23 protein-coding genes, 1 tRNA gene and 1 riboswitch are annotated in these 25,719 nt (G+C 70.0%); of the genes, 11 read left to right on the top strand and 13 right to left on the bottom strand.

All coding sequences use genetic code 11. The annotated features are described in order from the left end of the window. Positions 1 to 63: 63 nt before the first annotated feature. The 4 genes from ME121_RS33300 to ME121_RS05170 all read right to left on the bottom strand — a co-directional run bounded on the left by ME121_RS33300 (position 64) and on the right by ME121_RS05170 (position 1,855). Positions 64 to 228, bottom strand: coding sequence for a hypothetical protein (locus ME121_RS33300; protein ID WP_012317596.1), 165 nt, complete (start codon positions 226 to 228; stop codon positions 64 to 66). Between the two features lie 43 nt (positions 229 to 271). Beyond that, positions 272 to 358 (bottom strand) — tRNA-Leu (locus ME121_RS05160). A 33-nt stretch (positions 359 to 391) separates the two neighbouring features. Then, on the bottom strand, positions 392 to 1,585 hold the full coding sequence (locus tag ME121_RS05165) for an FAD-dependent monooxygenase (protein ID WP_059408443.1): 1,194 nt from the start codon (positions 1,583 to 1,585) through the stop codon (positions 392 to 394). 12 nt (positions 1,586 to 1,597) lie between these two features. Further along, on the bottom strand, positions 1,598 to 1,855 hold the full coding sequence (locus ME121_RS05170; protein ID WP_024831057.1) for a zinc-finger domain-containing protein: 258 nt from the start codon (positions 1,853 to 1,855) through the stop codon (positions 1,598 to 1,600). A 200-nt stretch (positions 1,856 to 2,055) separates the two neighbouring features. Here ME121_RS05170 and map point away from each other — a divergent pair, with 200 nt between their 5' ends. The 6 genes from map to ME121_RS05200 all read left to right on the top strand — a co-directional run bounded on the left by map (position 2,056) and on the right by ME121_RS05200 (position 7,831). Beyond that, positions 2,056 to 2,883, top strand: coding sequence for a type I methionyl aminopeptidase (gene map / locus ME121_RS05175; protein WP_059408444.1), 828 nt, complete (start codon positions 2,056 to 2,058; stop codon positions 2,881 to 2,883). A gap of 6 nt (positions 2,884 to 2,889) precedes the next feature. After that, positions 2,890 to 3,636, top strand: a complete 747-nt coding sequence (gene radC, locus ME121_RS05180; RefSeq protein ID WP_012317592.1) for a RadC family protein — start codon at positions 2,890 to 2,892, stop codon at positions 3,634 to 3,636. 96 nt (positions 3,637 to 3,732) lie between these two features. After that, positions 3,733 to 5,172 carry a circularly permuted type 2 ATP-grasp protein gene (locus tag ME121_RS05185; RefSeq protein ID WP_024831059.1) on the top strand — a complete coding sequence of 480 codons (1,440 nt, stop codon included), beginning with the start codon at positions 3,733 to 3,735 and terminating at the stop codon, positions 5,170 to 5,172. A 65-nt stretch (positions 5,173 to 5,237) separates the two neighbouring features. Then, positions 5,238 to 6,185 carry an alpha-E domain-containing protein gene (locus tag ME121_RS05190; RefSeq protein ID WP_012317590.1) on the top strand — a complete coding sequence of 316 codons (948 nt, stop codon included), beginning with the start codon at positions 5,238 to 5,240 and terminating at the stop codon, positions 6,183 to 6,185. Between the two features lie 21 nt (positions 6,186 to 6,206). Further along, on the top strand, positions 6,207 to 7,034 hold the full coding sequence (locus tag ME121_RS05195; RefSeq protein WP_012317589.1) for a transglutaminase family protein: 828 nt from the start codon (positions 6,207 to 6,209) through the stop codon (positions 7,032 to 7,034). Between the two features lie 44 nt (positions 7,035 to 7,078). After that, a complete protein-coding gene (locus ME121_RS05200) occupies positions 7,079 to 7,831 on the top strand; it encodes a proteasome-type protease (RefSeq protein WP_012317588.1) in 753 nt (250 codons plus the stop codon). A gap of 136 nt (positions 7,832 to 7,967) precedes the next feature. Here the strand turns inward: ME121_RS05200 and ME121_RS05205 are convergent, their stop codons facing one another. The 4 genes from ME121_RS05205 to thiO are packed head-to-tail and all read right to left on the bottom strand — an operon-like array spanning position 7,968 to position 10,859. Beyond that, positions 7,968 to 8,624 (bottom strand): thiamine phosphate synthase, encoded by a 657-nt coding sequence (locus tag ME121_RS05205; protein ID WP_059408445.1) that lies wholly within the window; start codon positions 8,622 to 8,624, stop codon positions 7,968 to 7,970. After that, positions 8,621 to 9,424, bottom strand: a complete 804-nt coding sequence (locus ME121_RS05210) for a thiazole synthase (RefSeq protein WP_012317586.1) — start codon at positions 9,422 to 9,424, stop codon at positions 8,621 to 8,623. Before ME121_RS05210 ends, ME121_RS05205 begins: the two co-directional genes overlap by 4 nt. Before the next feature lie 2 nt (positions 9,425 to 9,426). Further along, positions 9,427 to 9,639 carry a sulfur carrier protein ThiS gene (gene thiS, locus ME121_RS05215; protein ID WP_012317585.1) on the bottom strand — a complete coding sequence of 71 codons (213 nt, stop codon included), beginning with the start codon at positions 9,637 to 9,639 and terminating at the stop codon, positions 9,427 to 9,429. Continuing rightward, complete coding sequence (gene thiO / locus ME121_RS05220; protein WP_059408446.1) at positions 9,636 to 10,859, bottom strand: glycine oxidase ThiO; 1,224 nt, start codon at positions 10,857 to 10,859, stop codon at positions 9,636 to 9,638. The genes thiS and thiO overlap by 4 nt, the downstream gene beginning before the upstream one ends. Positions 10,860 to 10,923: 64 nt before the next feature. Beyond that, positions 10,924 to 11,052: riboswitch (TPP riboswitch) on the bottom strand. A gap of 233 nt (positions 11,053 to 11,285) precedes the next feature. Here thiO and ME121_RS05225 point away from each other — a divergent pair. Further along, positions 11,286 to 11,795, top strand: coding sequence for a TIGR02281 family clan AA aspartic protease (locus ME121_RS05225; RefSeq protein ID WP_245337785.1), 510 nt, complete (start codon positions 11,286 to 11,288; stop codon positions 11,793 to 11,795). 385 nt (positions 11,796 to 12,180) lie between these two features. After that, positions 12,181 to 13,302 carry a glycosyltransferase gene (locus tag ME121_RS05230; protein WP_106427808.1) on the top strand — a complete coding sequence of 374 codons (1,122 nt, stop codon included), beginning with the start codon at positions 12,181 to 12,183 and terminating at the stop codon, positions 13,300 to 13,302. A gap of 96 nt (positions 13,303 to 13,398) precedes the next feature. Here ME121_RS05230 and ME121_RS05235 read toward each other — a convergent pair whose 3' ends face one another. The 4 genes from ME121_RS05235 to ME121_RS05250 all read right to left on the bottom strand — a co-directional run bounded on the left by ME121_RS05235 (position 13,399) and on the right by ME121_RS05250 (position 19,378). After that, a complete protein-coding gene (locus ME121_RS05235) occupies positions 13,399 to 14,658 on the bottom strand; it encodes an adenylate/guanylate cyclase domain-containing protein (protein WP_024831064.1) in 1,260 nt (419 codons plus the stop codon). Between the two features lie 76 nt (positions 14,659 to 14,734). Next, a complete protein-coding gene (rpoD, locus tag ME121_RS05240) occupies positions 14,735 to 16,714 on the bottom strand; it encodes an RNA polymerase sigma factor RpoD (RefSeq protein ID WP_012317580.1) in 1,980 nt (659 codons plus the stop codon). Positions 16,715 to 16,912: 198 nt separating this feature from the next. Next, on the bottom strand, positions 16,913 to 18,802 hold the full coding sequence (dnaG, locus tag ME121_RS05245; protein ID WP_059408447.1) for a DNA primase: 1,890 nt from the start codon (positions 18,800 to 18,802) through the stop codon (positions 16,913 to 16,915). A gap of 114 nt (positions 18,803 to 18,916) precedes the next feature. Further along, a complete protein-coding gene (locus ME121_RS05250; RefSeq protein ID WP_012317578.1) occupies positions 18,917 to 19,378 on the bottom strand; it encodes a GatB/YqeY domain-containing protein in 462 nt (153 codons plus the stop codon). 191 nt (positions 19,379 to 19,569) lie between these two features. Here ME121_RS05250 and carA point away from each other — a divergent pair, with 191 nt between their 5' ends. Next, complete coding sequence (gene carA / locus ME121_RS05255; RefSeq protein WP_059408448.1) at positions 19,570 to 20,802, top strand: glutamine-hydrolyzing carbamoyl-phosphate synthase small subunit; 1,233 nt, start codon at positions 19,570 to 19,572, stop codon at positions 20,800 to 20,802. 205 nt (positions 20,803 to 21,007) lie between these two features. Further along, positions 21,008 to 21,385: a hypothetical protein gene (locus ME121_RS05260; RefSeq protein WP_012317576.1), complete on the top strand. Its 378-nt coding sequence runs from the start codon at positions 21,008 to 21,010 to the stop codon at positions 21,383 to 21,385. 38 nt (positions 21,386 to 21,423) lie between these two features. Here ME121_RS05260 and ME121_RS05265 read toward each other — a convergent pair whose 3' ends face one another. Continuing rightward, positions 21,424 to 21,858 (bottom strand): pseudoazurin, encoded by a 435-nt coding sequence (locus ME121_RS05265; protein WP_024831066.1) that lies wholly within the window; start codon positions 21,856 to 21,858, stop codon positions 21,424 to 21,426. A 308-nt stretch (positions 21,859 to 22,166) separates the two neighbouring features. Here ME121_RS05265 and carB point away from each other — a divergent pair, with 308 nt between their 5' ends. Beyond that, complete coding sequence (carB, locus tag ME121_RS05270; RefSeq protein WP_059408449.1) at positions 22,167 to 25,640, top strand: carbamoyl-phosphate synthase large subunit; 3,474 nt, start codon at positions 22,167 to 22,169, stop codon at positions 25,638 to 25,640. The last annotated feature ends 79 nt before the right edge of the window (positions 25,641 to 25,719 follow it).

Consider the following 25,719-nt stretch of genomic DNA (forward strand, 5'->3'; position numbering starts at 1 on the left):
AAGAGCCGGTTTCGGCGATCGCTCGAATGCGACCGATCCCGCGCATTCCGGACCGCCCGGCGCTCACCCCTTCGGCGCGCACACGGTGACCGGGGAGGCGCCGCCATAGGGCCGTTCGGCGTCCGCGATCTGCTTCGCGGCGGCCTCGCAGGCCTGCCGGGTGTTGAACTCCACGGACCCGATCGCCGAGCCCGAGCCGGCCAGCATGATGATGAGCACGTAGACCACGCCATTCCCCTCCGGAGCCCCGGTCCGGCGTCGCGATGCGTGCTGGTGCGGACGGCGGGACTCGAACCCGCACGGCCTCGCGGCCGCAAGATTTTAAGTCTCGTGCGTCTACCGGTTCCGCCACGTCCGCATGCGCCCTCGGTAGCGGGGGCGGCGGGTCCGATCAAGCGGGGGGCGTCCAGCCGTACAGCCACGCGTAGCGGTCCCGCATGCCGTCCGGGCCGAGGCGGGCCATCACGGCGTTGCGCACGAACGCCACCACGCCGCCGGCGTGGTAAGTCCGGCCGTTGCTCCGCGCCGCCTTCTGAACCCGTCGCACCCGGGCGGTCCGCGCGCCCGAGAACGCCGCGAGCGCGGCCGGCACGTCGGCGTGGTCCGCGAGGGCGCGGGTCAGGATCGCGGCGTCCTCGATCGCCAGGGCCGCGCCCTGTGCGAGGTAGGGCAGCACCGGGTGGGCAGCATCGCCGATCAGCGCGAGCCGGTCGCGGGCGAGCGGGCGCGCCACGGCCCGGTCGGCGAGCGACCAGACCAGCCAGGAATCCGGCAGGCTCAGGAGGTCGCGCAGCGGCGCGGCGCAGCCGCGCAGATGCCCGCGCAGCACGGCCGGCTCGCCGAGCCGGCCCCAGCCCTCGTCGCCCACCGCTTCGGGCACGACCGCCACCACGTTGAGGAACTGCCCGTCCCGCACCGGGTAATGCACCACGTGCCGGCCGCGGCCGAGCCACAGGCCGGTGGCGGCGCCGCGCAGCGCCTGCGGGGCCGCCTCCATGGGGATCAGCGCCCGCCACGCCGCGGCCTGTCCGGGCCGGAGCGGGGCCGGATCGAGATGCGCGCGCAGGCGCGACCGCAGCCCGTCCGCGCCGACCACGAGGTCGAAGGCGGCCGGCTGGGCCCCGCTCGCGCCCTCGACGGTGAGGACGGCCTCCGAGGCCGTCCGGGACACGGCCGTGACGGTGCGGCCCATCAGCAGGCGGATCGTCGAGCGACTCCGGAGCGCGTCGAGCAGCAGCGTCTGCAGGTCGGCGCGGTGGATCACGTAGTAGGGCGCGCCGAACCGGCTCAGCGCCTGCGCGCCGAGCGCCACGCCGCCGATGCGGCGGCCGCTGTCGAGGGCGCGCACCTCGACGGCGGGCGGCTCGCTCGCCGCCCGACGCAGGGCCGCAGAGAGCCCGAGCCCGGCCAGGATCCGGCTCGCGTTGGGCGAGATCTGGATCCCGGCCCCGACCTCGCTGAAGCCGGTCCGGCGCTCGATCACCGTGACGGCGTGGCCGGCATCCGACAGAGCCAGCGCCGCCGTCAGGCCGCCGATCCCGGCCCCGACGATCCCGATCCGCAGAGATGGACTGCCAGAGGGCACGGTCGGCGGCGCCTACTCCGCCGCGACCTTGGCGTCGTCCCGCCACACACAGGCCTGCGGCTCCGCCTGATCGGCCTTCAGACCGGCCCTGTACCGGTAGAGCGTCGAGCAGTACTGGCAGATGATCTCGCTGTCGGCGCCCATGTCGAGGAACACGTGCGGGTGGTCGAACGGCGGCAGCGCGCCGATGCACATGAACTCCTTCACGCCCACGGTGATCACCGGCACGCCCGGCTCGTTGTGGAAGTGCGGTACCGCCTTGCCTGCCATCCGGCCCTCGCCTGCCCCGCGACCGACCGCGCGGCGAATCTGCCTGCGCGCACCCGGGCGTCTCGCGGCCGCTTATGCCGCCAGCCCCGCGACCGGCGCAAGCCTCGCCCGACCGGTGACCGATGCGGCTTGGACTCCCGCGCCCCGCGCCGTACATAAGGCGGAGCCCGATTGACGCCGCCGCGAAAAAAGTCCCGATCATGCAGCAGGAACAGGCCAGTGCGCAGGGTGCGCGCCGCGCCCCGGAACCGCCGATCCACGGTTCCGAGGGATTCGAGGGCATGCGCCGCGCGGGGCGGCTCACCGCCGAGGCCCTCGACCTGCTGATGGAGGCGACGCAGCCCGGCGTCACTACCGAGGAGCTCGACAAGCTCGCCTACACCTTCGCGATGGATCACGGCGCCTATCCGGCCTCGCTCCTCTACCGCGGCTATCCGAAGTCGATCTGCACCTCGATCAACCACGTGGTCTGCCACGGCATCCCCAACGACAAACCGCTGCGCGAGGGCGACATCGTCAACCTCGACATCTGCCTGATCCTCGACGGCTGGCACGGCGATTCGAGCCGGATGGCCTATGTCGGCGAGGTGCCCCGCAAGGCCCAGCGCCTGTGCGAGATCACCTACGAGGCGCTGATGCGCGGCGTCGCCGCCGTGAAGCCCGGCGGCTCGACCAACGATATCGGCCGGGCGATCCAGTCTTACGCCGAGGGCGAGCGCTGCTCGGTGGTGCGCGACTTCTGCGGCCACGGCCTCGGGCGCACCTATCACGACGCGCCCACGATCCTGCACTACGTCGAGGCCAGCTACGACGTGCCGTTCAAGCCCGGACAGTTCTTCACGATCGAGCCGATGATCAATCTCGGCCGGCCCGCCGTGAAGGTCCTGGGCGACGGCTGGACCGCCGTGACCCGCGACCGCTCGCTCTCCGCCCAGTTCGAGCACACGGTCGGCGTCACCGAGACCGGCGTCGAGATCTTCACGATCTCGCCGAAGGGGCTGCATCAGCCCGTCAACCCGGCCGCCTGACCGGCCGTGTCGCCGCGGCCGGACGACGGTGAGGCGGGGCTGTTCGCCGACAGCGCCGCCCCGTCCCCGGTCGAGAAGGAGGCGCCGCACTACCACGGCCATCGCGACCGCCTGCGGGAGAAGTTCGCAACGGCGGGGGCCGACGCGCTGCCCGATTACGAGCTGCTGGAGCTGGTCCTGTTCCGGGCGATACCCCGGCGGGACGTCAAGCCCCTCGCCAAGGCGCTGGTCGCCCGGTTCGGCAGCTTCGCCGAGGTGGTCAGCGCCGAGCCGGCGCGGCTGATGGAAGTGGAGGGCGTGAGCGCCGGGGTCGCGTCCGACCTCAAGGTGATCGAGGCCGCGGCGCGGCGGCTCGCCCGGGGCGCGATCCGGGAGCGCGCGCTCCTGGGCTCGTGGAGCGCGCTGCACGAGTACCTGCGCGCCACCATGGCGTTCGCCCCGCGCGAGGAGTTCCGCGTCCTGTTCCTCGACAAGCGCAACCACCTCATCGCCGACGAGGTGCAGGGACGCGGCACCGTCGACCACACGCCTGTCTATCCGCGCGAAGTCGCCCGCCGGGCGCTCGAATTGTCGGCCACGGCCATCATCCTGGCCCACAACCACCCGTCCGGCGACCCGGCCCCCTCCGCGGCCGACGTGGCGATGACCCGCGAGATCGTGGCGGTCCTGGCGCCGCTCAAGATCGTCGTCCACGACCACGTGATCCTCGGCCGAAACGGTCACGCCAGCCTGAAAGGCCTCAAGCTGATCTGATCCTCCGGCCGCCTTGAGCGTTATCGCCCGCGGATATAGCCATGAACGGGTGGCGCGCCTCTTGCCTCAAGAGCGGGAGCGTACGGGAGGAGCGAGATGGCGGTGACGGCCTTCGACGAGATGAACGGACTCGGCACCGGCGCCGCCGATCCGGCCGCCGTTCGCGACGCCTACGGCCAGCTCAAGGCGTGGCTGGACTCGACGCCGCCGGAGCACTTCAACACCCGCCGCAGCCAGGCCGAGCTGCTGTTCCGCCGGATCGGCATCACCTTCGCGGTCTACGGCGACAACGAATCGACCGAGCGGCTGATCCCGTTCGACATCATCCCCCGGGTGATCACCAAGCCGGAATGGGCTTTCCTGGAGCGCGGGCTGACGCAGCGGGTCACGGCCATCAACCTGTTCCTGAAGGACATCTACGGCGCCCAGGAATGCATCAAGGCCGGCATCATCCCGGCCGACCTCGTCTACCGCAACGCCCATTACCGCATGGAGATGCGGTCCTTCCGCGTGCCGCACGACCTCTACGTCCACATCGCGGGCATCGACATCGTCCGGACCGGCGAGAACGACTTCTTCGTGCTGGAGGACAACGCCCGCATCCCCTCGGGAGTCTCCTACATGCTGGAGAACCGGGAGGTGATGCTGCGCCTGTTCCCGGACCTGTTCTCGAAGCACCGGGTCGCGCCGGTGGAGAACTACCCGGACGCCCTGCTCGCCACGCTGCGCAGCCTCGCGCCGGGCTCGGCGACCCGCGACCCGACCGTCGTGCTCCTGACCCCCGGGCGCTACAATTCCGCGTTCTACGAGCACTCGTTCCTGGCCGACAAGCTCGGCGTCGAGCTGGTGGAGGCGTCCGACCTCTTCACCAAGGACGACGTCGTCTACATGCGCACCACCGAGGGGCCGCGGAAGGTCGACGTGATCTACCGCCGCCTCGACGACGACTTCCTCGACCCGCTGGTCTTCCGCCCGGATTCGGTCCTCGGCGTGCCGGGGCTGATGAACGCCTACGAGCGCGGCTCGGTGACCCTCGCCAACGCGGTCGGGACCGGCATCTCGGACGATAAGGCGGTCTACAGCTACATGCCCGAGATCGTGAAGTTCTTCACCGGCGAGGAGCCGATCCTGCACAACGTGCCGACCTACCGCTGCCGCGAGAAGGACGCCTTCGCGTACGTGATGGACAACCTGTCCGACCTGGTGGTGAAGGAGGTCAACGGCTCGGGCGGCTACGGGATGCTGGTCGGGCCGCACGCCAGCAAGCGCGAGCTCGACGACTTCGCCAAGAAGCTCAAGCACGCCCCGGACGGGTTCATCGCCCAGCCGACCCTGTCGCTCTCCACCTGCCCGACCTTCGTGGCCTCGGGCGTCGCGCCCCGCCACGTCGACCTGAGGCCCTTCGTGCTGTGCGGGGCCGACAAGATCCGCATCGTCCCGGGCGGCCTGACCCGGGTGGCGCTGAAGGAAGGCTCCCTGGTGGTCAATTCCAGCCAGGGCGGTGGCACGAAGGACACCTGGGTGCTCGACGCCTGAGGTCCAGGCCGTCCCGACGTTCCGAGGCGCGGACATTGTGGTCCGCACGACTTGGCTGAAGACCGATGCTCTCCAGGACTGCCGACAACCTCTTCTGGCTCTCGCGCTACGTCGAGCGCGCCGATTTCGTCGCCCGCATCCTCGACGCGGCGCACCGCTTCGCGTCGCTGCCGACGAGCTACGGCGGCGGCGGGAGCAACGAGTGGGAATCGGCCCTCGCCTCGGCCGGCGACCCCGACGCGTTCAAGACGCACTACAGCGCGGTCAACGCCGACACGGTCTGCGACTTCCTGGCCTTCAGCCCGCACAACCCGTCCTCGATCCGCTCCTGCATCGAGGCGGCCCGCGAGAATGCCCGCTCGGTGCGCACCGCGCTGACCACCGAGATGTGGGACGCGATCAACGGCGCGTGGCTGGAGCTGCGCAACTATTCCGGCAAGGACCTCAACCGCGACGAGTTCGGCCGCTTCCTCGACTGGGTGAAGACGGTCTCGCTCACCTTCGACGGCTCGGCCTTCCGGACGATGCTGCGCAACGACGCCTTTTGGTTCACGCGGCTCGGCACGGCGATCGAGCGGGCCGACAACACCGCCCGGATCCTCGACGTCAAGTACCAGATCCTGCTGCCGCACGACGAGACGGTGGGCGGCAGCCTCGACTACTTCCAGTGGACCACGATCCTGCGCGAAGTGTCGGCCTTCAACGCCTACCACTGGGTCTACCGGGAGAGCATCAAGCCGCTGCTGGTGGCCGACCTCCTGATGCTCAACAAGCAGATGCCGCGCTCCTTCGCGAACTGCTACGGCGTGATCGTCGAGTATCTCGACCTGATCGCCGACGCCTACGGCCGCCGGGGACCGAGCCAGCGCCTCGCGGGCAACATGCTGGCGAAGCTGGAGGGCGAGGACATCGACCGGGTCTTCGCCACGGGGCTGCACGAGTTCGTCGAGGCGTTCATCGCCGAGAACAACAGGGTGGGCGAGGCGATCGCCAAGCAGTATCTGGTCGGCTGAACGAGACGGACGGGACGGCGCATGCGCATCCGCGTGGTTCACGAGACCATCTACACCTACGAGCAGCCGGCCCGCGGGCTCGTGCAGGTCCTACGGCTGACGCCGCGGGATCATGACGGGCAGTACGTCCGCGGGTGGCGAATCGATACCACTGTCGACGGGCGGCTGACTGCCCGCGAGGACGGGTTCGGCAACGTCGTCCACTGGTTCACCCCGGACGAGCCGGCCGACGCCCTGACCATCCGGGTCACCGGCGAGGTCGATACCGACGACACGCACGGCGTCGTCCGCGGAACGGTGGAGCGCCTGCCGGACGAGTTCTACCTCCGCGACACGGACCTGTGTGCCGCCAGCCCGGAGCTGCACGCCTTCGCGGAGCGCGTTGCCGCCGAGGGCGACGGCGCCGTCCTCGGCTTGCTCCACCGGCTGATGGGGGCAGTCCACGGCGCGGTGGCCTACGAGGCCGGACCTGCGAGCAACGCGGTGCCGGCCGCCAAGGCGTTCGCGGCCGGAAGCGGCGTCTGTCAGGACCTCGCGCACGTCTTCATCGCCGCCGCGCGTCACATCGGCGTCCCGGCCCGCTACGTCGCCGGCTACCGGGCCCGGGACGACGGGCAGGCGGATGTCGAGGCGCCCCACGGGTGGGTCGAGGCCCTGGTGCCGGATCTCGGTTGGGTGGCGTTCGACCCGTGCTACGACGTGAGCCCGGCGGACAATTACATCCGCGTCGCCACCGGCCTGGACTACCTCGGGGCCGCGCCGATTCGCGGCAGCCGCACCGGCGGTGGCACCGAGACACTGGACGTGAAGCTGCGGGTCGAGCAAGGCAGGGCCGCCGCTCAATCCTGATCGTTCCGACACCGGTCCGCCGACCGCACGAGAGCCCGAAGACGATGACCTACTGCGTCGGTGTCCTGGTGGAGGAAGGGTTGGTCATGGTCGCCGATACCCGCACCAATGCGGGGCTCGACGATATCTCGACCTACCGCAAGCTCCACCATTTCAACGTTCCCGGCGAGCGGGTGATGATGCTCGCCTCCGCGGGCAACCTCTCGATCACCCAGTCGGTCCTCAGCTTGCTCCAGGAGGGTGTCCCCGGCGAGGAGGAGGGCGAGCCGCTGCAGAAACTCGTCGAGGCGCCGACCATGTTCCAGGCGGCACAGCTGATCGGCCGCGCCATCCGGCGGGTGCGCGCCATCGAGAAGGACGGGTTCGAGGCGGCCAACATCCGCTTCTCGATCTCGCTGCTGTTCGGCGGCCAGATCGGGGACGGCGAGATGCGGCTGTACCTGATCTACTCGGCGGGCAACTTCATCGAGTGCAGCACTGACGCGCCGTTCCTCCAGATCGGTGAGCACAAGTACGGCAAGCCGATCCTCGACCGGGCGGTGAAGTACACGACCGACCTCTACGACGCCCTCAAGGTGAGCCTCGTCTCGATGGACTCGACCATGCGGTCGAACCTCGGTGTTGGCCTGCCGATCGACATCGCGGTCGCCCGCCGGAACGCGCTGACGCTCGAGGTGAATCACCGGATCGAGGCCGGCGAGGGCTATTTCCACGATCTGCGCGAGCGCTGGTCGGCGGCGCTCCGCGCAGCGCACCGGGCGATCCCGCGGCCGCCCTACGGGCCTACCAGCTCCTAGTGCTGCCCCAGCATCGGCCGTTCTAGCGCGGCGCGGGCGATCGAGGGCCGCGCGGCATCGCCGGACGTCGCGCGTCCCCGGATGGCTTCGCTGTGCTCGCAGAGCCGGCGGCTGACTTTCACGGTGTGGCGGAGATCTACGTGGCGGTCCGAGCCGCCGACGTCTCCGCGGCGCCCCAGACCTTCAGGAGCGCCCGTGTCGCTTCGATGGGATCCGCGGCTCGCATCAGGCCGCCCATGATAGCGAAACCCGCCGCCCCGGCCGCGCGACAGGGCCCGACCGCCCCGGGACCGAGACCGCCGAGCGCCACCACGGGCAGGCCGGCGCCGAGGCTATCCGTGAGTCCCTCGAGACCCAGCGCCGGCCCGTAGCCGGGTTTGCTCGCGGTCGCGTAGATCGGGCTGAGGGTGACGTAATCGGCCCCGGCCTGCGCGGCGGCCGCGGCCTCGCGCGGCGCGTGGACCGAGACGCCGATCAGCGCGCTCGGACCGAGCGCCGACCGCGCCGCGGCGATCGCCTCCGGCCCCGCGCCGCCGCCGAGATGCGCGCCGTCGGCCTCCAGCGCCCGCGCCAGCGCGACGTCGCCGCCGACCGTCAGGAAGCCCCCCAGGGCCCGCACGCGCGCGGCGACGCCCGCGCCGAGGCGCCGACGCGCTTCCGGCTCCAGGTCCTTGTCGCGGAACCAGATCCAGCGCCCGCCGCCGTCGAGGACCGCCTGCACGGTCTCGGCGAGGGGCCGCGGATGCCCGTGCCGATCCGTCACCGTGAGCAGCGGCGACGGCAGCGCCCTCACGAGCCGACGAGGCCCAGCTGCGGGCTCGACGGCTCCGCCCGGCCGCGGCGGGGGATCCGCCCGGCGCGGTGCGCGTCGCGCCCGGCCTCCACGGCCCGGCCCATGGCGCGGGCCATCCGCACCGGATCGTCGGCTTTGGCGACGGCGGTGTTGATCAGGCAGGCGGAGGCGCCGAGCTCCATGGCGATCACCGCGTCCGAGGCGGTGCCGATGCCGGCATCGACCACCACCGGCACCGTCGCCCGGCGGCAGATCAGCTCGAGGTTGGCCGGGTTGGCGACACCCATCCCGGAGCCGATCAGCGAGCCCATGGGCATCACGGCGGCGCAGCCGACATCCTCCAGGCGCTGGCACACGATCGGGTCGTCGTTGCAGTAGGGCAGCACCACGAAGCCGTCGTCCACGAGATGGCGGCAGGCCTCGATCAGCTCCATCACGTCCGGGTAGAGCGTCTCGCGGTCGCCGATCACCTCGACCTTGATCCAGTTGGTGTCGAGCGCCTCGCGGGCGAGTTCGGCGGTCATGATCGCGTCCCGGGCGGTCTCGCAGCCGGCCGTGTTCGGCAGGAAGCGCTTGCCCTTCAGGATCTTGACCGTGTCCGAGCCGTGGCCCTGGAGCGAGACCCGTCGGATCGAGGCCGTGACCACGTCGGCGCCGCTCGCCGCGACGGCGTCGCGCATGATCGCCTGCGTCGGGTAGCCGGCGGTGCCGATGAACAGCCGGGACGACAGCGTCACCCCGGCGATGGTCAGGCTGTCGTCCCCGCCCTCGGGGCGCGGTGGCGTGTGACTCTGGTCCATGCTCAACCTCCCTGCATGGCGCGGACGATCTCGACGCGGTCGCCCTCCGAGACCGGGGTCTCGACCCAGTCCCGGCGGCGCAGAACCCGGCCGTTCAGCGCGATGGCGACGCCCTGCGGGCTCTCGATGCCGCTCTCTTCCGCCTCGAGGCGGAACAGGGCGTCCACCGTCTCGACCGCGCACTCGCGCGGCTCACCGTTGACGAGCAGTTTCATGCCGAGGCCCTCAGCGCTTCCGGCTGGCCGAAGCGCGCGCGGGTGAAGGGACGCGCCACCGCCGGCAGCGCGCCGCGCAGCACCAGCGCGGCGACCGCGTCGGCGGTGACCGGGGCGAGCAGGTAGCCGTTGCGGTGATGCCCGGTGGCGGCGACGAGGCCCGGGGCGATCGCGTCCAGGATCGGCGCGTCGTCGTCGGAGGTCGGACGGTAGCCGCTCCACACCGCCTCCACCTCCATCTCCTCGATGCCGGGCAGCACCCGGCGGGCACCCTCGAGCAGGGCGTAGAGGCCGCCCGCGGTGACGCCGGGCCGGAAGCCGCAATCCTCGACCGTCGCGCCCACGATGAGTTGGCCGTCGCTCTTCGGCGCCATGTGGACCTGCTCGGTCCAGACCATCCGCGCCAGGGTACCGGTGCGGGCGGTCGTGCGCAGGGCCAGGGACTGGCCCTTCAGCGGGCGGACCGGCAGGGCGAGCGCGTCGGGCAGCAGGCCGCCCTCCCCGCTCCAGGCGCCGGAGGCGAGGATGACGGTCTCCGCCGCGACGACGCGGTCGCCGGCGCGGATCCCGGTCACGCGGCCGCCCGACCAGTCCAGGGCGGTGACGGGGGTCCGCTCCACCAGGATCACGCCGGCCCGGCGGCAGGCTTCGGTGAGGGCGTCCATCACCAGACGGGGGTCGACCTGATGGTCGAGCGGGCAGTGGATGCCGGCAGTGACGGAGGGGCGCAGGCCCGGCTCGAGGCGCCGCACCTCGCTGCCCGGCAGCCAGGTCGCCTCGAGCCCCGAGCGGCGCTGCAGGTCGTAGCGGAAGCGCAGCCGTTCGACCTCGTCGCGGCCGACCGCCAGCACCAGGGTGCCGTCGGCCCGGTAGTCGATCGCGCGGCCGGACTCCGCCTCCAGGGCGTCGCGGAACTCGGGCCAGAGCCGGAGCGAGTCCAGGGCGAGCGGGAGCAGCGGGTCGGAGCCCGGCTCGTGCTCGGCCGCCGGGGCCAGCATGCCGGTGGCCGCGAGGCTCGCGCCCGCCCCGATCGTGTCCCGCTCCAGCACTGTCACGGCGCTGCCGGCCTGGGCGAGGCGCCACGCGATCGACAGCCCGATCAGCCCGGCGCCGACCACGGCGACGTCGGTCCGCGCCGGAAGGGTTTCGGGCGCGACACAGCCGTCGGGGCTGCGGCGGCGGCCGATCGGTGAGGCGGGGCGGTCGAGGGGCACGGGCATCTCCGCGAATTGCCGTCGCGGGGACCGGGCCGTCTGCTTCTGTGAGAAGCTGTGGCCTGCCTTTCGGGCGGCCGCGGTCCAATCCCTACGCCGGTATGAGCCGGATCAGGTTCGAAGGATTTCCGCGCCGCAGGTCCTGACGGACGTGCCAGCGGTTTCTCAGCCCCTTGCCGGGGATCTCCCTGGAACAGATGCAGATGTGGCCTCCCGGCCGGTGCCGGTCAACCCCGCGCCGCGTCCAGGACGGCTCTCCCGCGACAATCGGCCGATCGCGGTGACGGACTGGACACCAAGCGGAGCGGAATCCGTCCGCCGGTCGCGGCCGCGCTCGCGATCGCGCACCATCCCTTCACGGGTCTGGCATCTCATCGCCGGGATCCGGGAACTCCGCGGATCGCCGCCACTCCACGTCACGGGCGAATTCGCGTGCGCACAATCCTCTTGATCTGCATGCTCGGCTTCCTCGGTGTCACGGCACTCTTGAAGCTGCGTGACGGCGCGCGGTCGGTGCCGGTAGCACTCGCCATCGCGCCGGCGCCGGAGCCGGATCTCGCGGGCGCTGCCGTCGCCGGCGTAGCCCTCCAGGCCGGCCGCAACGGCCACTTCTTCGTCAACGCCCTCGTGGACGGCCGTTCGCTACCGATGATGGTGGATACGGGGGCGAGCGCCTGCGCGTTCTCGGAGGAGGACGCCGCGCGGATCGGGATCCAAGTCGGACCGTCCGATTTCACGCGCGTCTGGAATACCGCCAACGGGACGGTCCGCGTCGCGCCGATCCGGATCGCGATCGTGCAGATCGGATCGATCACGGTGCGGGACATCGACGCGGTCGTGATCCCGCGCGGGCTCCTGTCGACCAGCCTGTTGGGCATGTCGTTCCTGAGGCGCCTGCGCGATTTCGGCGTCTCCGGCAGCACGATGACGCTCAGGGGCTGAAACGCGCGCGATGCGTGCAGATCTCCGGGCCGCGGCAGGACGGCCGGAAGGCCGCCCGGCTTGCCTTTCGAGATCGATCAGGGGAGCCGGTCGACCGCGCACTCCGTCCTGAGCCGGTGGAGTACCCGGCACCGGTCTCGCACTTCCGGCAAATCGAATCATCTCGATTCATGTATATAGGATCCGTATTTCGTCATAAATCCGTATCCGGCACGTACTTATTTCGACGATTGACCCGTTTAATCGAGGCTTTACCCACAATATCGATCGCTTTGTCAATGCATGTCGGCGGTGCTAGATGCATCGACGGCCGCGGATGCGAGTTCTGAGCGCGCGGTGGGGCAGAGTCAGGATGAAAAATCGCGGATCGACGATCTGTTTGTCCATGATCGTGAAGGACGAGGCCCACGTTATCCGTCGGTGCCTCGATTCTGTTCGACCGCTCATCGATCACTGGGTCATCGTCGATACCGGGTCGACGGACGGAACCCAGGATATCGTCCGCGCGGCGCTCGCGGACATTCCGGGGGCGCTGGTCGAGCGACCGTGGGTCGATTTCGCCTACAATCGAAACGAGGCCCTGAAACTCGCGCGGCGTCATGCGCAGTACACCCTGATCATCGACGCTGACGATGAGCTGATCATCCCCGCGGACTTCACGATGCCGAAGCTGCGCGCGCCCGGCTATCGGTTCGAGATCATCGACGAGCACACGCGATACTGGCGCAACCAGCTCGTCAGCAACCGGGAGAACTGGCGCTACCGGGGCGTCCTGCACGAATTCCTCAGCTGCCCCGGCGTGTCGGAGACTCCGATCCTCCCCCTCGCGATGCGCCGGGGCGACGACGGCGCCCGGCACCGCGACACGACTGCGGACGCGCGGGATATCGCCGTCCTCGAGAAGGCGCTGGCGGTCGAGACAGACCCCTTCATGATCGCCCGGTACACGATGTACCTCGGGACCACCTACGATGCCGCCGGCGAGTATCGGAAGGCCCTCGCATGCTTCCTGAAGCGCGCCGATCTCGGCGGATGGGACGAGGAGATCTATTTCAACCTGCTGATGGCCGCGGTGAACGCGGAGCGCCTCGATGAGCCGGAGGACAGGGTGCTGCAGCTCTACGAGCGCGCGACCTCCGTCCGTCCGGCGCGGGCGGAAGCGCGCCACGGGGCTAGTCGGTTCTGCAGGCTCAGGAAGCGGTTCGCGGACGGGTATCGATACGCGGAGGCGGGCCTTGCGCTCGCGCTTCCGAGCGAGGGGATCTCCCTGAATCCCTGGGTCTACGAGTACGGCTTGCTCGATGAATTCGCCCTCAACGCGTACCATCTCGGCCAGTACAGCGCCTGCGGACACGCCTGCCTGAAGATCCTCGAACGGACCCACGTCCCGAGGGAGGTCGCCATACGCGCCGGCGCCCTGGCACGGGACGTGATGGCGAAGATGATCGACCCGGTCTGGGGATGCCGGCACACCCCCTACGCGATGCCGTTCGTGCCGACGTGGTGAGGCGGCCGGCGCACAGGCACGCTGCGGGCTCGCGAGCGGATGTTGGCGGCCGCCGCGCGACGTCGGGACCGGGCCGGACCGCGATCGGAGACCTGGTCAGCTGGATCTGCGCGGGCGCAGGAACTTCGGCCGGAACACCGCCATCGGCTCGTCGAAGCCGTTGAGCCGGTGCTCGCCCAGCGGGATCGGGTCGCCCCAGAGGAAGTCCACGAACGGCTTCGACATCAGCAGCGGCTCGCCGAGGGCGCGGTTCAGCTGCGCGATGCGGCTCGCGAGATTCACGTCGCGCCCGATCACCGTGAAGTCGAGGCGGGAGCCGGACCCGACATTGCCGTAGGCGGCCTCGCCGTGGTGGAGCGCGATGCCCGCGGCCACCGGCACCGGGAACTGGTGCAGGGCGTTCGCCTCGTCGAGGGCCGCCAGGGCGTGCTGCGCCGCGGTGAGCGCGCCCTTGGCCGCGCCGCCGAGGTCGTCGCCGGACTCCCGGAAGATCGCCAGCAGGCCGTCGCCGAGATACTTCAGGACCTCGCCGCCCTCCCGCTCGATCGGCGGCACGAGGCAGTCGAAGAACACGTTGAGCAGGCCCACGGCCTCCTCGGGCGTCATGTCGGCGGTGGTGCGGGTGTAGTCGCGCATGTCTGCGAACAGGATCGCCGAGCGGATCCGGGTCACCTGCCCGCGGCGGATGTCCCCGGCCAGGATCGCCCGGTGCGGCTCGTCGCCGACGTAGAGCCGGAGCACGTGGTCGAGCTGCTTGTTGAGGACGCGCATCTCCATCACGGCCGCCAGCGCCGGCATGACGAAGCGCAGGATCGCGATGTCGTCGTCCCGGAACCCTTCGGGTGCGCGGGTGGCGAAGGTGATTCCGTTCTGCGTGCCGTTCGTGAAGAACAGGGGCGCCACCACGTAGTGGGTGTAGCCGCCGGCTTTCAGGTCCGGAACGATCGCGTAGGCGTCGTCCGGGGTCTTCGACAGGTCGAGGATCAGCCACTCGCCGGTCTCGTGGACCGTGTGGAACGGGCTGTTGAGATAGGCGTCCGTCGAGCGGGCGCCGTGCGGGAACAGCCGCACGGTGGTGCCGCCGTCCCGGGTCCAGATGCGGCCGACGCCGGCATATTCCGAGTGCAGGGTGTCGATGGCCGTGGAGGCCCGGTCCACCGGCACGCCGATCGCGATCAGGCGCTCGGCGAGCCCGGCCAGCATCTCCTCGGCGTTGGGCATCCGCGCGCCCTCGCCGAGCAGCCAGTCGCGGATGCCCACGGAGGGCTGGAGCGCGCCGAAGGGCACGTCGTCAGCCTCCGAGCCGTCCGCGAAGGCCGTCGGGGATCCGGGCGTTGGCGGGCGGCGTTCGAGCATGGCGCCAGACTGGATGCCGCGCGGCACCGGGGCAACGCGGGCGACGGGGAAGCGCCGCGCGATCCGCGGCGCAGGCTCAGTTGTCCAGGAAGCTCCTCAGCTTCCGGCTGCGCGACGGGTGCTTCAGCTTCCGCAGCGCCTTCGCCTCGATCTGGCGGATGCGCTCGCGGGTCACCGAGAACTGCTGGCCGACCTCCTCGAGGGTGTGGTCGGTGTTCATGCCGATGCCGAAGCGCATGCGCAGCACGCGCTCCTCGCGGGGCGTGAGCGAGGCCAGCACGCGCGTCGTGGTCTCGCGCAGGTTCGACTGGATCGCCGCGTCGATCGGCAGGACGACGTTCTTGTCCTCGATGAAGTCGCCGAGATGGCTGTCCTCCTCGTCGCCGATCGGCGTCTCGAGGGAGATCGGCTCCTTGGCGATCTTCAGGACCTTGCGGACCTTCTCCAGCGGCATGGCCAGCTTCTCGGCCAGCTCCTCCGGGGTCGGCTCGCGGCCGATCTCGTGCAGCATCTGGCGCGAAGTGCGGACGATCTTGTTGATCGTCTCGATCATGTGCACCGGGATGCGGATCGTGCGCGCTTGGTCGGCGATCGAGCGGGTGATCGCCTGCCGGATCCACCACGTGGCGTAGGTCGAGAACTTGTAGCCGCGCCGGTACTCGAACTTGTCGACCGCCTTCATCAGGCCGATGTTGCCCTCCTGGATCAGGTCGAGGAACTGCAGGCCGCGGTTCGTGTACTTCTTGGCGATCGAGATCACGAGGCGCAGGTTCGCCTCGATCATCTCCTTCTTCGCCTGCCGGGCCTCGCGCTCGCCCTTCTGAACCATGTTGACGATGCGGCGGTACTCGCCGATCTCCAGGCCCGTCTCGGAGGCGAGGTCGAGGATCTGCGCGCGCAGCTCCGCGACCTGCTTCGAGCCGCGCTCGACCAGGTTCTTCCAACCCTTGCCGCCCAGCGTCCCGACGCGCTCCATCCAGTTCGGGTCGAGCTCGTAGCCCTGGTAGTGGCGCAGGAACTCGTCGCGGGCCACGCCGTGGCTCTCGGCGAAGCGCATCAGCCGGCCTTCGTGGCCGATCAGCTGCTTGTTGATCGAGTAGAGCTGGCCGACCAGCGCCTCGATGCGGTTGTTGTTCAGCGAGAGGGACTTCACGTCGGCGACGACGATGTCCTTCAGCTCGGCCTGCTTCTGGTCCTGAGCGGGCGTGTTCTGCTCGCCGGCGGCCTTGCGCTCGGTGCCCTCGATCTGGAACTTGCGCAGCTTGCGGTAGTTCGCGGCGATCGCGTCGAAGGTCTCGAGGACCCGCGGCTTGATCTCCGCCTCCATCGCGGCGAGCGAGACGTTGTTCTCGAGGTCGTCCTCGTCGTCGCCGCCCTCCGGGGGCGCCGGCGGCTCGCCGTCCTCGGATTCCTCGCCCTCGGCGAGCTGCGGCGCGTTCTTGCCGTCCGGGCCCGCGTAGGTCGCCTCGAGGTCGATGATGTCGCGCAGGAGGACCTTGCCCTCCACGAGCTCGTCCCGCCAGATGATGATCGCCTGGAAGGTCAGCGGGCTCTCGCAGAGACCCGCGATCATCGCCTCGCGGCCGGCCTCGATGCGCTTGGCGATCGCGATCTCGCCCTCGCGGGACAGGAGCTCCACCGAACCCATCTCGCGCAGGTACATGCGCACCGGATCGTCGGTGCGGTCGGTCGGCTCCTTGGTGGTCGTGGCGACCGCGACGGCGCGCGCCGGAGCGACCTCGGCGACCTCGCCGCCCTCCGCCTCCTCCTCCTCGCCGTCCGCGGCCTTCTCGCCGGCGGCCTCGTCGGTCTCCTCGGCCTCGACGACGTTGATGCCCATCTCGGAGAGCTGCGACAGCACGTCCTCGAGCTGGTCCGGATCGGACTGGCCCTCGGGCAGAACCTCGTTGACCTCCTCGTAGGTCACGTAGCCGCGCTTCTTGGCGAGCTTGACCATCCGCTTGACCGAAGCATCCGTCAGGTCGAGGAGCGGCCCGTCGGTCTGCTGCTCGGGGGCAGCGTCCGTCTCGTCCCGTTCCGTTGCCTTCGTCGCCATGATCAGCCTATTGTTTCGCACGCGGCGCGTTGCGGAGGCCCTGATGAGGCCGGTCCACGCCGTCGGCGCCGCTGTATGAGGTCGGCGCCGGATCGCTCCAGTCGCCGTGAGTCGTCGGTTTCCGTATGCAAGCCCGAGGCTTGACCGATTGTTAACTATGGCGGGACCGGGTCCCCCGCCACCGCCATGACACAGGCATTACACGGCCGTCGAGTCGCTCGACACCGGTGTATCGGCCTCCGCCTCGGCGGCGATGACGGTCTCCAGCCTCGCCTTCACTTCGCAGAGCCATGCCCACCCGGCATCGGTCGGATCGTCCTCAAACGCCTGCCGTGCTTCGCGAAGTTCGCTATGTAGCGCTCCTGCCTGCCGGTGCAAGATCATCGCCTGTCGGAGCGCGTCTGCGCGGTGGGCCGGATCGGCGTGCGGAGCCAGGGTCGTGCGGTCCCGCGAGCGGGCCAGGGCGAGGATTCGGTCGGCCGCCCCTGTGAGTCCGGCGCGATTGATGCGGTTCTGCAACACCTCGGGCGCCGCGTGCTCGTCCTCGGCCGCGCAAGCCAGCAGGACCGACAGCAGCGCCCGCGCGTCCGGATCCTCGAAGTCGAGTTCGGCCGCCTCCTCGCCGAACTCCGCCATCATCTCGGGATGGGCCAGCAGGGTACCGACGATGACCGCCTCGCGGACCGAAGCGGCGCCCGTGAAGCCCGCTGAGGCCGTGACCGAGGGGCTCGGACTCCCGGTGATGCGCGGCGAGACGGGCTCGCCGGGGCGGGTGAAGCGCTGCCGCCCGCGCGGCCCCGCGCGGGCGGCGCGGTTGCCGCGGGGCGACAGGCCGCGCAGGCGCTCCTCGATATCGTCGCGGTAGTAGCGCCGCACGGTCTCGTCGCGAATCGTCGCGACGGTGGTGCGCAGGGTCTGCGTCAGGCCGGCGCGGCGCTCCGGCGTGTCGACCGGTCCCGCCTCGAGGGCGCGCCGCCACAGCAGTTCCGACAGGGGGAGCGCCGCCGTCAGCACCTGGTCGATGGCCGTCGGGCCGCCCGAGCGCAGCAGGTCGTCCGGGTCCTGGCCGCCCGGCAGCAGCGCGATCCGCAGCGAGCGGCCGGGTTCGAGGAGCGGCAGCGCGATGTCGAGGGCCCGGTAGGCCGCCCGTTGGCCGGCCTTGTCGCCGTCGAAGCAGAGAATCGGCTCGTCGGCGTGGCGCCAGAGCAGGGCGAGCTGGTCCTCCGTCAGGGCGGTGCCCAGCGGCGCCACCGTCTCGGGGTGGCCGGCGAGCGTCATGGCGATGACGTCGACGTAGCCCTCGACCGCGATGATCGATCCGCGCTCGTGGGCGGCCTTGCGGGCGCCGTGCAGGTTGTAGAGCGTCCGGCCCTTGTGGAAGAGCGGCGTCTCCGGCGAGTTGAGGTACTTGGCGCGCACCTCCTTGGCGAGCGCCCGACCACCGAAGGCCACGACCCGGCCGCGGGTGTCGGTGATCGGGAACATCACCCGGTCGCGGAAATAGTCGTAGGGGACCGAGACGCCCTCCCCGGCCGCGAGCAGGCCGAGTTCGACCATCAGCGCCTTCTCGACGCCCTGCCCGGCGAGGTGGTCGCGCAGGGCGTAGCGGTCGTTCGGAGCGTAGCCGAGGCGGAAGGCCCGCTGAGTCTCGTCCCGCAATCCGCGGCGCTCGAGGTAGGCACGGGCCTCGCTGCCCTGGCCCGACCGCAGGCGCTCCTCGAACCAGCGGGCGGCCATCTCCATGACCTCGATCGCCCCGGCGCGCTTCTGCTCGCTGGCGCGGTTGTCCTCGGTGGGCGCCGGCAGGCTGACGCCGGCCTCGCCCGCCAGCCGCTCGACCGCCTCGGGGAAGCTGAGGCCTTCCGTCTCCATGAGGAAGGTGAAGATGTCGCCGTGCTTCGAGGACGAGAAGCAGTGGTAGAACTGCTTCTGGTCGTTCACGTAGAAGGACGGCGTCTTCTCGGCGTTGAACGGCGAAAGGCCGCGCCACTCGCGGCCGGCCTTCTTCAACTGCACGCGGCGGCCGACCACCGACGAGGCCGGCAGCCGGGAGCGGATCTCTTCCAGGATGTGGGGCGGATAGCGCACGGGGCCTGGGACGGGTTGCGTGAACCCGCTCCTATAGCGCGAGAGGCGTGACCGAGTCCCTCACATCCCCGGAACTCGGCGGAGGATTGCGGGGAGAGGCTCGGCCCTAGAGGGTCAGCCCTTCGCCGCCAGCGCCGCCTTCACGAGCCCGCTCGCCTTGCCGAAATCCATGCGGCCCGCGAACGTGCCCTTCAGGGCGGCGATCACCTTGCCCATGTCCTTCGGCCCGGCCGCGCCGGTCTCGAGGATCGCCGCCTCGACCGCCGCCTTCATCTCGGTCTCGTCCATCTGCTTCGGCAGGAAGCTCTCGATGATGGCGATCTCGGCGCGCTCGTTGGCGGCGAGTTCCGGGCGACCGCCCTGCTCGTAGACCGAGGCCGATTCGGTGCGCTGCTTAACCATCTTCTGGAGAAGCGACAGGATCTCTTCGTCGGAGATCGGCTCCTTGCCGTTGCCGCGAGCCTCGATGTCCCGGTCCTTGAGGGCGGCCTGGATCATCCGGATCGTGGCGAGCCTGTCCTTGTCGCCGGCCTTCATGGCCTCCTTCATCTCGGTGGTGAAACGCGCGCGCAGCATCTCGGTGACCTTCCAACGATCGAAGCGGGGGGCTGGCCTGCGGTTTGCGGGTGTTGAGCCCTGCGGGAGGCGGAGCCACATTGACCCCATCGCGGGCCGCTCGCTAAGAGCGCCGCACACGATCATGCCGCAAGCCGAGAGCGCCGAAACCCGGCGCCCGCCTTCGGCCGGACATAAGCGAGACTCAGCCCATGCTGCAAGACGCCGCCGCGCATGCCCCCGAGCCTCAGGCTCCCGAGCCCTGGGCCGAGCCCGTCGCGACGGCTCTGCTGGTGCTGGCCGACGGCACCATCCTGGAGGGCTTCGGCATCGGCCAGACCGGCGTGGCCGACGGGGAGGTCTGCTTCAACACCGCGATGACCGGCTACCAGGAGATCCTGACGGACCCGTCCTATGCCGGTCAGATCGTCACCTTCACCTTCCCGCATATCGGCAATGTCGGCACCAACGACGAGGACCTCGAGAGCCTCGAGGCGGCGCCGGCCTCGGGCGTCCGCGGCACCGTCGTCGCCTCGGCGGTGACGAACCCGTCGAACTGGCGGTCCTCGTCGCATCTCGACGGGTGGCTCAGGGCCCGCGGCATCGTCGGCATCACGGGGGTCGACACCCGGGCACTCACGGCCCGCATCCGCGACCAGGGCATGCCGAACGCGGTAATCGCCAACGATCCCGAAGGCAAGTTCGACCGCGAGGCCCTCAAGGCCCGCGCGGCGGCCCTCGCGCCCATGGAGGGGCTCGACCTCGTGCCGCCGGTGACCAGCCGCGCGTCGTCGGAGTGGTCCGAGACCGTCTGGGCACTCGGCAACGGTTACGGCAAGCGCGCACCCGGCGAGGGCCTGAAGGTCGTGGCCATCGACTACGGCGTGAAGCGCAACATCCTGCGCCTCCTCGCCCAGGCCGGCTGCGACGTCACCGTGGTGCCGGCCACCACGACGGCCGACGCGATCCTGGCGCTGAAGCCGGACGGCGTGTTCCTGTCCAACGGTCCCGGCGACCCGGCCGCCACCGGCGCCTACGCGGTCCCGGTGATTCGCAAGCTGCTGGACGAGAAGGTGCCGACCTTCGGCATCTGCCTCGGCCACCAGCTCATGGGTCTGGCCCTCGGCGGCCGGACCGTGAAGATGGGCCAGGGCCATCACGGCGCGAACCACCCGGTGAAGGACAAGACCACCGGGAAGGTCGAGATCGTGTCGATGAACCACGGCTTCGCGGTGGACCCGGGCAGCCTCCCGGAGACGGCGGTGGAGACGCACGTGTCGCTGTTCGACGGCTCGAATTGCGGCCTGACCCTCACCGACCGCCCGGCCTTCTCGGTGCAGCACCACCCGGAGGCCTCCCCCGGCCCGCGCGACAGCCACTACCTGTTCGAGCGCTTCGTGACGCTGATGCGCTCCGGCGCGCCGGAGACCGCGAAGGGCGCCTGAGACCCGGGCGCCGGCATCGGCCCGCCGTCATCGCTCCGCAGCGCGGTGACGTCCGGGGACAGATAAGCCGGCGCCGCGATCCCAATCGGGCCGCGGCGGGGCCATAAAATCCGCCAGATCGGACGGCTTAAGAGAGCCCACGACGGTCCCTGAACGGCGGCGCATCCGCGCCCGGCGACGGCGGTCCGTTGCAGGGGATTGCCGGATGACCATCGACGAGGCGCGCGACGATTTCTCCCGCCTGCACCGCAGCTTCACCTTCCATCTCGGCGTCGCCGTGGGCCTGTCCTGGCTGACCGCCCTCTACGCCGCCTTCTACGCTCCGTGGGTGCGCAACATCCGGGCCCTGATCGATCCGACCGGCGGCTTCGACCGCGTCGAGAGCACGGTGTCCTACCTGTTCGCCATGCCCGCCGTCCTCGCCCTCGCCTGGGTCTCGGTCTATTTCGGCCGTGAGGCCCTGCGCCGCGCGCAGACGCTCTCGAACGTCGCCGTCGAGTTTGCCGCCGCCGCCGTGGTGGCCTTCGGTGTGTTCTACCTCTCGATCGACCGGGCGGTCGCGGCGCTCCACGCCGGATTCTGAGGCGGGACGGGGCGGTTCGCGCCGCCCCGACGGCCGACTTACTGGATCTTCTCGAATAGCGGCTCGAACCGCTTGGCGGCCAGCTTGTTCTGCGGCACCGCCTTGGCCGCCTCCAGATTGTCGGGTCTGTCGCCGACCTGGACGAGGCCGACCATCCCCATGATGTAGTGCGGCGAGCACTTGATGCCGTAGAGGCCGGGCTTCTCGAAGGCCACGGTCTCCTCCTTGCCGACCACCGTCTTGAACGGCGCCGCGCCGTCGGGCGCCATGCCCTTGATCAGTTCGGCATTGTGGCCCTTGTCGGTCGGCACGAACCGGACCGTGTCGCCGGGCTGGATTTTCACGAAGGCCGGGTCGAAGACCATCATCCCGCCCGGGCCGCTGTTCAGGGTCTTGATGGCAACTTCCGAAGCGTTCGCGCTCACGATCGTGCCGATCAGAAGCATCGCGGACAAGGGGGTTCGGCTGATCATCTTCTATCTCGAATAATTACGATATCGATCGGCGGGATGGCCGGTCGGCCGAGTCCTACGTTCGGCTCCGAAGTGCGCCAAGAACTTCGTGCAATCGTGCGCGCGTTTATAAATACTCCACTTCGACGGACTGCCGGCGCCTCCATGCGCCGGGCGCGCGTCCAATCTGCGCGGTCGTCCCGGCCTTCCAATGCGCCCGTGGCCCGTGTAAACGCGGGGCTCAACGACATTCCCGCCACGCGCGTCCGGGAGCAGGGCCTCAGTCGAGCCGTGCCCGATCGGGCGCGCTTGGCCTGAGAAGGCCCACGATGCCCAAACGCACCGACATCTCCTCGATCCTGATCATCGGTGCGGGTCCGATCATCATCGGACAGGCCTGCGAGTTCGATTATTCCGGCACGCAGGCGTGCAAGGCGCTCCGCGAGGAGGGCTACCGCATCGTCCTGGTGAACTCGAATCCCGCGACCATCATGACCGACCCGGACATGGCGGACGCGACCTACGTCGAGCCGATCACGCCGGAGATCGTCGCCAAGATCATCGAGAAGGAGCGCCCCGACGCGATCCTGCCCACGATGGGCGGCCAGACGGCGCTCAACTGCGCCCTGTCGCTGCAGAAGATGGGCGTGCTCGCCAAGTACGGCGTGCAGATGATCGGCGCCACCGCCGAGGCCATCGACAAGGCGGAGGACCGGAGCCTGTTCCGCGACGCCATGACCAAGATCGGGCTCGACACCCCGAAATCGGCGCTCGCCAACGCCTCGGCCGCGAAGAAGGCCGACCGCCAGGCCTACCTGGCCGAGATCGCCCGGATCGAGGCGGCCAACACCGATCCGGCGGCGCGCCAGGCGGCGCTGGCGGCCTACGAGAAGAGCTGGGCGGCGGGCGAGACCGAGCGGCGCAAGCGTTACGGCGAGCACGCCCTCGGGCAGGCGCTGATCGCGCTGGCCGAGGTCGGCCTGCCGGCCATCATCCGGCCGTCCTTCACCATGGGCGGCACCGGCGGCGGCATCGCGTACAACCGCGAGGAGTTCCTCGACATCGTCGAGCGCGGCATCGACGCGTCTCCGACCAACGAGGTGCTGATCGAGGAGAGCGTGCTCGGCTGGAAAGAGTACGAGATGGAGGTCGTCCGGGACCGGAACGACAACTGCATCATCGTCTGCTCCATCGAGAACATCGACCCGATGGGCGTGCACACGGGTGATTCGATCACCGTCGCACCCGCGCTGACGCTCACCGACAAGGAGTACCAAGTGATGCGCGACGCGTCGCTGGCAGTGCTCCGCGAGATCGGCGTCGAGACCGGCGGCTCGAACGTGCAGTTCGCGATCAACCCCGAGAACGGGCGCATGATCGTGATCGAGATGAACCCGCGCGTGTCGCGCTCCTCGGCGCTCGCCTCGAAGGCCACCGGCTTCCCGATCGCCAAGGTCGCGGCCAAGCTCGCGGTCGGCTACACCCTCGACGAGATCGCCAACGACATCACCGGCGGCGCGACCCCGGCCTCGTTCGAGCCGACGATCGACTATGTCGTCACCAAGATCCCGCGCTTCGCCTTCGAGAAGTTCCCGGGCGCCGAGCCGACGCTGACCACCGCCATGAAGTCGGTGGGCGAGGCCATGGCGATCGGCCGTTGCTTCGCCGAATCGCTGCAGAAGGCCCTCCGCTCGCTGGAGACCGGCCTGACCGGCCTCGACGACATCGAGATCGAGGGGCTGGGCAAGGGCGACGACCACAACGCCATCAAGGCGGCCATCGGCACGCCGACCCCGGACCGGCTGCTCAAGGTCGCGCAGGCGCTGCGGCTCGGCGTCAGCCACGAGCAGGTCTACGCCTCCTGCAAGATCGACCCGTGGTTCCTGGAGCAGCTCCAGGCGATCATCGACCTGGAGAACCGCGTGAAGGCCCACGGCCTGCCGAAGACGGCCGGCGCCTTCCGCCAGCTCAAGGCCGCCGGCTTCTCGGATGCCCGCCTCGCGGTGCTGGCCAAGATCGACGAGGCCGCCGTCCGCGCGGCCCGGCGCGCCCTGGCGGTGCGCCCGGTCTACAAGCGGATCGACACCTGCGCGGCCGAGTTCAAGTCGCCCACCGCCTACATGTACTCGACCTACGTGGCGCCGTTCGCGGGCGCGGTGGTGGACGAGGCGCAGCCCTCGGACCGCAAGAAGGTCGTGATCCTCGGCGGCGGCCCGAACCGGATCGGTCAGGGTATCGAGTTCGACTATTGCTGCTGCCACGCCTGCTTCGCGCTGTCGGACGCGGGCTACGAGACCATTATGGTCAACTGCAACCCGGAGACGGTCTCGACCGATTACGACACCTCGGACCGGCTCTACTTCGAGCCGCTGACCGCCGAGGACGTGCTGGAGATCATCGAGACCGAGCGGCAGGCCGGCACTCTGCACGGGGTGATCGTGCAGTTCGGTGGCCAGACTCCGCTGAAGCTCGCCCGCGCCCTGGAATCCGCCGGCGTGCCGATCCTCGGCACCTCGCCCGACGCCATCGACCTCGCCGAGGACCGCGACCAGTTCAAGCGGCTCCTCGACAAGCTCGCGATGAAGCAGCCGAAGAACGGCATCGCCTACTCGGTGGAGCAGAGCCGGCTGGTCGCCGCGGATCTCGGCCTGCCCTTCGTGGTCCGCCCGAGCTACGTGCTAGGCGGCCGCGCGATGGCGATCATCCGCGACGAGACGCAGTTCGCCGACTACCTCCTCGACACGCTGCCGAGCCTGATCCCCTCCGAGGTGAAGGCCCGCTACCCGAACGACAAGACCGGCCAGATCAACACGGTGCTGGGCAAGAACCCGCTCCTGTTCGACCGCTACCTGTCGGACGCGGTCGAGGTCGACGTCGACGCGGTCTGCGACGGCAAGGACGTGTTCATCGCCGGCATCATGGAGCACATCGAGGAGGCCGGCATCCATTCGGGTGATTCGGCCTGCTCCCTGCCGCCGCGCTCGCTCTCGACCGAGATCATGGACGAGCTGGAGCGGCAGACGAAGGCCATGGCGCTGGCGCTCAACGTCGTCGGCCTGATGAACGTGCAGTACGCCATCAAGGACGGCACCATCTACGTGCTGGAGGTGAACCCCCGCGCCTCGCGCACGGTGCCGTTCGTCGCCAAGGTCATCGGCGAGCCGATCGCCAAGATCGCCGCCCGGATCATGGCGGGCGAGCCGCTCGCGACCTTCGGCCTGCGGCCGAAGACCCTGCCGCACATCGCCGTGAAGGAGGCGGTCTTCCCCTTCGCCCGCTTCCCCGGCGTCGACGTGCTGCTCGGACCGGAGATGCGCAGCACCGGCGAGGTGATCGGGCTCGACGCAAGCTTCGGCGTGGCCTTCGCCAAGAGCCAGCTCGGCTCGGGCACGCAGGTGCCGAAGGCCGGCGCCGTGTTCGTCTCGGTGCGGGATGCCGACAAGGCGCGCATCCTGCCGACCATTAAGCTCCTGTCGGACCTCGGCTTCACCATCCTGGCGACCGGCGGCACGCAGCGCTATCTGGTGGAGAACGGCGTGCCGGCGGAGCGGATCAACAAGGTTCTCGAGGGCCGGCCGCACGTGGTCGACGCGATCAAGAACGGCGGGATCCACCTCGTCCTGAACACAACCGAGGGGGCCGGCGCCCTGTCGGACTCGCGCTCGCTCCGGCGCGCGGCCCTCTTGCATAAGGTGCCGTATTACACCACTCTAGCCGGCGCGATGGCCGCGGCCGAGGGGATCAAGGCCTATCTAGAAGGCGATCTCAAGGTCCGCGCGTTGCAGGAATACTTCGCGGCCTGAACCTCAGGGTTCCGCTGACTTCATTTCATGGCCCGGGGAGAGTGCTTCACTCTCGGCCGGGCCTCTTCATTGTGGCGCG

Source organism: Methylobacterium sp. ME121 (assembly GCF_000974725.1).
Lineage (GTDB): Bacteria > Pseudomonadota > Alphaproteobacteria > Rhizobiales > Beijerinckiaceae > Methylobacterium > Methylobacterium radiotolerans.

Excerpts from the sequence above, each read along its gene's own strand:
- ME121_RS05260 (WP_012317576.1), top strand. The coding sequence starts at position 21,008 with ATGACCATCGACGAGGCGCGCGACGATTTCTCCCGCCTGCACCGCAGC.
- map (WP_059408444.1), top strand. The coding sequence starts at position 2,056 with ATGCAGCAGGAACAGGCCAGTGCGCAGGGTGCGCGCCGCGCCCCGGAA.
- carB (WP_059408449.1), top strand. The coding sequence starts at position 22,167 with ATGCCCAAACGCACCGACATCTCCTCGATCCTGATCATCGGTGCGGGT.
- ME121_RS05250 (WP_012317578.1), bottom strand. The coding sequence starts at position 19,378 with ATGCTGCGCGCGCGTTTCACCACCGAGATGAAGGAGGCCATGAAGGCC.
- thiS (WP_012317585.1), bottom strand. The coding sequence starts at position 9,639 with ATGAAACTGCTCGTCAACGGTGAGCCGCGCGAGTGCGCGGTCGAGACG.
- carA (WP_059408448.1), top strand. The coding sequence starts at position 19,570 with ATGCTGCAAGACGCCGCCGCGCATGCCCCCGAGCCTCAGGCTCCCGAG.
- ME121_RS05195 (WP_012317589.1), top strand. The coding sequence starts at position 6,207 with ATGCGCATCCGCGTGGTTCACGAGACCATCTACACCTACGAGCAGCCG.
- ME121_RS05170 (WP_024831057.1), bottom strand. The coding sequence starts at position 1,855 with ATGGCAGGCAAGGCGGTACCGCACTTCCACAACGAGCCGGGCGTGCCG.
- thiO (WP_059408446.1), bottom strand. The coding sequence starts at position 10,859 with ATGCCCGTGCCCCTCGACCGCCCCGCCTCACCGATCGGCCGCCGCCGC.
- ME121_RS05265 (WP_024831066.1), bottom strand. The coding sequence starts at position 21,858 with ATGATCAGCCGAACCCCCTTGTCCGCGATGCTTCTGATCGGCACGATC.
- ME121_RS05230 (WP_106427808.1), top strand. The coding sequence starts at position 12,181 with ATGATCGTGAAGGACGAGGCCCACGTTATCCGTCGGTGCCTCGATTCT.
- rpoD (WP_012317580.1), bottom strand. The coding sequence starts at position 16,714 with ATGGCGACGAAGGCAACGGAACGGGACGAGACGGACGCTGCCCCCGAG.
- ME121_RS05200 (WP_012317588.1), top strand. The coding sequence starts at position 7,079 with ATGACCTACTGCGTCGGTGTCCTGGTGGAGGAAGGGTTGGTCATGGTC.
- ME121_RS05235 (WP_024831064.1), bottom strand. The coding sequence starts at position 14,658 with ATGCTCGAACGCCGCCCGCCAACGCCCGGATCCCCGACGGCCTTCGCG.
- ME121_RS05210 (WP_012317586.1), bottom strand. The coding sequence starts at position 9,424 with ATGGACCAGAGTCACACGCCACCGCGCCCCGAGGGCGGGGACGACAGC.
- ME121_RS05185 (WP_024831059.1), top strand. The coding sequence starts at position 3,733 with ATGGCGGTGACGGCCTTCGACGAGATGAACGGACTCGGCACCGGCGCC.
- ME121_RS05190 (WP_012317590.1), top strand. The coding sequence starts at position 5,238 with ATGCTCTCCAGGACTGCCGACAACCTCTTCTGGCTCTCGCGCTACGTC.